This window comes from Helicobacter sp. MIT 14-3879 (assembly GCF_003364125.1).
The window spans coordinates 1-6,250 of record NZ_NXLP01000067.1; the positions used below are offsets into that span (position 1 = coordinate 1).

The following is a 6,250-nucleotide window of genomic DNA, read 5'->3' on the forward strand; positions in this document are numbered from 1 at the left end:
AGCTTGGGCAATATCCTCGTGCGGCTAAAATAATTCTTTTTTATATCTCTTAGAATCTTCTTTTTATCTTCCTCATCAATCACATTAAATGTCTGAGATCTTCCCAAGAGATGAATGTATTTTTGTAAAAACAATAAGCCAAATTTATGAAATGTACACAAAAGAGGCATAGAGGCTACTGCCAAATTCGCACTAGCTATAAGATTAATAGCCCTTTGCTGCATTTCTTTTGCTGCTTTATTAGTAAAAGTAAGGGTAAGGGTATTTTGCGCGGGTATACCCACCTCACCTAATAAATAAGCTAGACGTGCAGTAACCGTTTTGGTTTTACCGCTTCCAGCCCCAGCTAAAATCAATAATGCACCATCAATGTGTTGAACAGCTAGTTTTTGATTTTCATTCAGAGAATCTAACAAATCTTTCATTTAACCTCCTTGCCTAGATATTTTTAATTAGTTTTGGAATAATATTTTTTTACATTGCTTATAATGCACTTAATCTTTAAGAGTATTATTATACTTAAAAGCAATCAGTAAAGGCTGCAAGAGTATGCTATAATGTGTAGCTTAATTAGCTTTCTAAGAGAAGTGAGGTTTATTGTGAGCATTATTGGAACGCTTTTTCGACCCCTTTTTGCAACTGTGCTTATTGGTGTGAACTATGACACAGATACCTGCATTGTTCAAGTAGCTAAGAAACGTGGAGGAGCGATTGTAGAGGAAATGCGAAAAGAATTTAAAATCGTAAATGGAGAACCTTCAGCAGAAACAATCAAATACATTAAAAAGATTAAAACGCGTTATGCTTACAGCTATCTTGCTATACTTAGCAAAACTACTGAGCAAGTTTTAGTCCCCGGTATTAAGAAAACATTTTTTCCCAATTTTGGCGTCAATGAAAAAGAATACAAAAACATAAAATTACCCAATGCTTTTGTTTTTATACATAAAGATGACATCGTGCGCTACCAAAATACCTTTAAAAAAGCAAACGGACTAGATTTGCTTTTCTCTCCTTTCATTTTACTTTTTTTTAAATGCAAAACTCTTGTAAGCGATAAGCCTAAGATGTTTGTTTTACAAGAAAAAGAAAGTTTATCAACTCTTATTGCTACACGTAAAGAAACTCTTTATGGTTCATTCCTTCCTATTAACTCTGAACAACCTATAACAACTATTACGGATAGCCTCCCAGAATCTCTCGCACAAGCCAACAATACTTCAAGCACAAAGAGCGCAGAAGATCTTGACAACTTAGACACAGAATTAGGTGATTTAGAACAAGACTTACAGGATTTTGACTCATTTGATTTCAGCAATTTAGAAACCAATGAACATCTAGTAGATGACAGCTCCAATGGGGAAGAAGTAGTTTCATCAGGGGATAGTTTGCAAGATCTAGGAAGATCCACTAGCATTATTAATCTCTTGCAATCATGTTTGCGTGATTTCTACCAAAATACGTTGTATGATAGCGATTTTATTGAAGAAATTGTTATTTTTGACTGTTATGGTATTTCATCTCAAGCGATTCATAATATCCGCTCCAATCTCATGATAGATATTACACTTATAACAACAGATTTACCAAAAGAAATCGTTAATCTTGCTCAAATTGAGCTCAATAGCTAAGGACTGTTATGACTTATAGTTTCACAAAGCCTACTTCCAAGCATGTTTTTAAGCTTGCTACAAAAATATGGATATTTTATTTCATTGTAGCTTTTGGAATTTTAATCAGCTTTAAAGTTCTGTTGTTATTACAAATTGAAGAACTCAAAGAAGAACAAGAGGCAATGAAAATCGAACAAGAGCATATAAAACAAACCACAGAGAAATTAAGCAAAGAAGGAGAAAGATTACACTATGAATTAGGTGTAGTTACACAAGTAAAAAATCGTGATGAGAAATTAAGGCAACAAATTGAAAATATCCTCAATATGATACCAGACCAAGTGGCTATTTCTGAGATTAAGTTTGAAAATAATCGACTCTTTATACGTGGCATAACTTCAAGCAAAGAAGTATTTGAAACTTCTTTACAATCACAACTTCGCGCAATATATTCAAGCAGTGAGGCAAATTTCTATCAATTATCAAGCGGATGGTTTAACTTTGAATCTATTAGTCAAACCGATAAAGATAATGGTTTAATTGAGCGAATAGAATAACAACATCATGAAACAACAAACTATCTAAACTAAAAAGGAATACATTATGGCATTATTTAATGATGTAGAACCAAATGCTATTTTCCGTCATCTTGTCTGGAGTGTGCTTTTTATTGCTTCTACAGCATACTATATTAATACTTATATTCTACCTCATGCTAATCAATACAAAGAACAATTGCACTTCAATCGCATCACACAAAGTACATTACAACAAACACGTGTTATCAATGAAAATGCTAGAAACACCGTGAATGCTTTTTCAAGCAGCAACAATCAAAAATTGCAAGTATTTTCAGGTTCTTTAAATGAAAATGCTATGCGTAAGATTATCCAGCAAGGATTCCTTAAAATCAATGTGCGCAAAATTGGTGAAAAAAATATTCCCCAAGACCAACTTAAACAGATACAATATAGCGTTAGCGGGGAAGTAGCGACAAATAATCTTTTTTTGATTTTGCAAATTATTCCTAGATTACACGAAAAATATATCAGTGCAATATTGGATTTGCCATTATCTCTAAAGAAAAATGCTAGGGGAAATATTGATTTTAGTTTGGGATTCTCTATTATGCAGAGTACCTATTCGCATAAACTTTAACTTTAATTTTCAACACACTAGCATTCAAAAAGCATTAGCTTATCTAAGCTATCTAAATTGAGTGAGTATTTCAAAGGATTGAAATTTGAATATAGGTTTTTTATTTATAGGTCCAGCACTTGGAGAAAACATTATAGGATTTGAAGCCTTTTACGCATTAAAGAATATATATAATTGCAAGCTCTTTGTTTTCAGCAACAATAAAATGAAAAATCTTCTGGAATATTGTGATTTTGTAGATTTATGGTGTCCAATAGAAAAAGAAGAAATTAACAAATATCATTGTGATTATCTGTTATTAAGTAATTCTAAAAGTTATTTTATTAATCTTGCAAAAAGTACAAATGCAAAACGTATTATTTGCGCAACCAAGATACCAAGTCTCTTTTCATTTCGCTGTAGAACCGTGCCAATTTACTTCTGTAAAAAATACTACCATCTCAGTGAAAGAGAAATTCTCTTAAGTTTTGTACGCAGAATAAATTTTAAACTCTATGATTCTAAAATTGCTGCAATTGACTTAAATAAGGCTAAAATACCTACTACAAAGGAACATAAAGACTTTGTTCTCTCCTTAATTAAGCCCAAAGTATTAGATTACTTAGGATTATCTAATACTTTAGAACACACTCCTCCTATAAACTTGATTTTTATCAATCCCTTTAATCATGCATGTCCTTATAACCTGCATCTCGATTCGTGGATAGAGATTGCTAATCAAGTCAGTAAAATCCCCTTATGTATTCCTATTATCGCAACTTATCCGCAAATACACAAAGATTTTATATCTTCTGTGGAATCTCAACATGATCTATCAAAGTTTATTATCTTTCAAAATAATGAAAATTTACTTAATCTCACTTCTTTTATCTCACAAGTTAGCTGTGTAATAAGCCCTAGTACTGGCACTATACATTTGGCTTCAAATCAAAGAATTCCAACGATTGGAATCTATCCAAAGTATGATACAAGAAGATGGGCTACATACAGTAAAAAATATATCTTTTTAGACAAACCATTATCAACCATAAATAAAGAGCAAGAAAATCAAGTCATAGAACAAACACTGTCGCTACTTAAGCAAATGCTAAGAGATAATGAAATCAAAACTGTTTTTCTCTGAATCCATGTTTAAATTCAATGTGCAAATGTCATACATAAGAATCCTGAGATTTATGTATGACAACATTTTATGCGTATAAGAAATCGCTAAGAGTAAGGGGGAGTATCAAAAGACGCAACTGATAATCCAAAATCAAATATGACAGAATATTCAAAAGCAGTTATACTCCAAAACTCCCATCATTAATCCCATTAAAACTTAAGTTTAGTATAAGCCAAACCTGTATGTGCATTTCCAAAACCATTAGTTACATAACCTCCACCAACAGACCATGCAAAATTTTCACTGCTAAGGATGTTATAATTAAGAATAGCGGAGAATTCTTTATAATCGCCATCTGCATAGAGAACATCAAAGTCTAACATTTCGCCAAGCTTAAATCCAGTGAATACATACCATGTTTGAACTTTTGCATCAAGATAGCCTCGATTAATAAGCCCTGTGCCATTATAACCTTGAGGAAAGAGATATTGCCCATAGAATCTTGTTCTATCAACAATAGTCAATTCATTTAACCCAATGCCACCAACACTGAAATAACCACCACCTAATTTGATCATATCTACAAACAATAATTCTTCATCAGCCTGCCACATTACACCATTGCCACCAGAATTAAGATTGTTAGTCCATAATCCTCTAAGTGTTGTTTTTGACTTAACAGGACCTGCATTAAAAGCAACAGATAATCTTGCTCCAACTTGTAGATAGTTATCTAAATGACTTCTTACCCAATACTGCGCATAGGGGCTAAAACTAAAATATTCGGCAAATTTTACATCTACTCCACCAGCAAAAAGGTTATTTCTAATATTAAAGTTATCCCAGCTTGAACTATAGCCACTGAATCCGGCTAAGTCCATACCATAACGCCCATCTAATCCGAGGTCTGCATTAGCATTATATCCGTTACGCAAATAATCATTCACCCAAGTAGCCCAAATACCAAAATAATCACTTTGAAAAGAAAAGGCTAAACCTTGATTATGTCCCCCAATCCACTCTGCAGTAGGAAGTAATTTGCTTGCATTATAGCGACCAGCGATCAAGCTTATTCCATGGTCTGAATAACCAAAATATAATTCTGACGCATCAACATAAGGACTTTTATACAAACTACCAAAGTGATTAACAAAGAAGTTACTTCCATAACCTCCTCCAGCACCAAGAGTTAGAGGCGCAAAACCAGCCATAGCTCCAACACCCAGCCTAAAGCCGCTAATATTAAAATCAACACCTAAATGCGCAGTTACACCCAAATAACCCAATACAGGATCATCAAGAGTATTACCATTACCAAAGTTAAAACTGCCAATTACCCCAACTTTACCAAAAGGAGTAATCTCCAATGCGCTAGCTGTATTTGCTAAAAGGGCTAGAGCCACACTACCTGCAGCAAAAGTTTTTCCAAAAGATTTTCTATGTCTTGCTATGTTTTTCATTGTGCATCCTTAATATTATGATTTGTCTCTCAAATCATGAGACATGATATTAAATCGGCAAAAACTTCCTAACTTAAAATTTTATGTTATCATCTATCCCAAAAAAATAAGCTAGTGATTTAGAATTCACCCATTTATAAGGAATTTCATGCAAGCATTTACCGTGCCATTTATTTTTGTTACACTTGTCTTTATTATCATAGTAATTCTTTATTATCGGCAAACCAAAAAAATCAAATCTCTTGAATTCGCCTCTGCACAAAATGAAAAGCAATTTTTAGAACAAGAACACAATACAGCCTTAATTATCAAAGAAATGCAATTAAAAGAACAACATCTCTTAGAAAAACTCCAGATAGCGCAAACAAACAATGAGAATCTGCATTTAGAAACAATCCAAAATTTAGAATCTATGAAGCAAGAATATGAGCATAAATTACAAGCAAAAGACTTAGTCCTGCAAGAAGTACATAAAAATCACGCGGCAAAAATCCAAGAAATACAAGATTTTCATAAAATCGAGATTCAAGAACGACTCAAAGCAGCACTTTCAGAACAAGAATCAAAACTCAACACACAATATCGCATAAAACAAGAGGAAATTACACAAACATTGACCATTGAACGTGAAAAACAAGAAGCACTCCTAACACAAAGATTTTATGAAATAAGCAATGCTCTTTTGGAACAAAAAGGTAAGCAATTCCAAGAAAAACAAGAATTAAGTCTCAAACCATTGACAGAAGAGATTTTACGTTTTAAACACGAAATAGCCCAAAATACTAAAGAGAATCAAGAAAAACAAATGAGTCTCATCACTGAAATCAAGCTCTTAAAAGATGCGAATATACTTATCTCAAAAGAAGCCAATAATCTTGCAAGTGTTATGAAAGGAGGAGCAAAAAAACAAGGAC

6 protein-coding genes and 1 pseudogene are annotated in these 6,250 nt (G+C 33.0%); 5 read left to right on the forward strand and 2 right to left on the reverse strand.

Annotation, left to right across the window (positions count from 1 at the left end; all coding sequences use genetic code 11):
- Nucleotides 1-425 (reverse strand): UvrD-helicase domain-containing protein (locus CQA44_RS10855; RefSeq protein WP_147289798.1); only part of this gene is annotated, 425 nt, incomplete at its 3' end.
- 174 nt (nt 426-599) lie between these two features.
- Here CQA44_RS10855 and CQA44_RS10860 point away from each other — a divergent pair.
- From CQA44_RS10860 to CQA44_RS10875, 4 genes are all read left to right on the forward strand, one after another.
- Entirely contained in the window at nt 600-1,631 is a 1,032-nt protein-coding gene (locus CQA44_RS10860; RefSeq protein WP_258865017.1) for a hypothetical protein, read from the forward strand.
- 8 nt (nt 1,632-1,639) lie between these two features.
- On the forward strand, nt 1,640-2,170 hold the full coding sequence (locus CQA44_RS10865) for a hypothetical protein (protein ID WP_115547255.1): 531 nt from the start codon (nt 1,640-1,642) through the stop codon (nt 2,168-2,170).
- A 46-nt stretch (nt 2,171-2,216) separates the two neighbouring features.
- A complete protein-coding gene (locus tag CQA44_RS10870) occupies nt 2,217-2,771 on the forward strand; it encodes a hypothetical protein (protein ID WP_115547256.1) in 555 nt (184 codons plus the stop codon).
- A gap of 85 nt (nt 2,772-2,856) precedes the next feature.
- Nucleotides 2,857-3,894 carry a glycosyltransferase family 9 protein gene (locus CQA44_RS10875; protein WP_115547257.1) on the forward strand — a complete coding sequence of 346 codons (1,038 nt, stop codon included), beginning with the start codon at nt 2,857-2,859 and terminating at the stop codon, nt 3,892-3,894.
- 191 nt (nt 3,895-4,085) lie between these two features.
- On the opposite strand, the gene CQA44_RS10880 is transcribed toward CQA44_RS10875, so the two are convergent.
- The gene (locus CQA44_RS10880; RefSeq protein ID WP_258865018.1) at nt 4,086-5,336 is read right to left on the reverse strand and encodes a hypothetical protein; all 1,251 of its coding nucleotides are present in this window, start codon (nt 5,334-5,336) and stop codon (nt 4,086-4,088) included.
- 148 nt (nt 5,337-5,484) lie between these two features.
- On the opposite strand from CQA44_RS10880, the pseudogene CQA44_RS10885 reads away from it, so the two are divergent.
- Nucleotides 5,485-6,250 (forward strand): annotated as a pseudogene (locus CQA44_RS10885) (hypothetical protein); the annotation flags it as partial.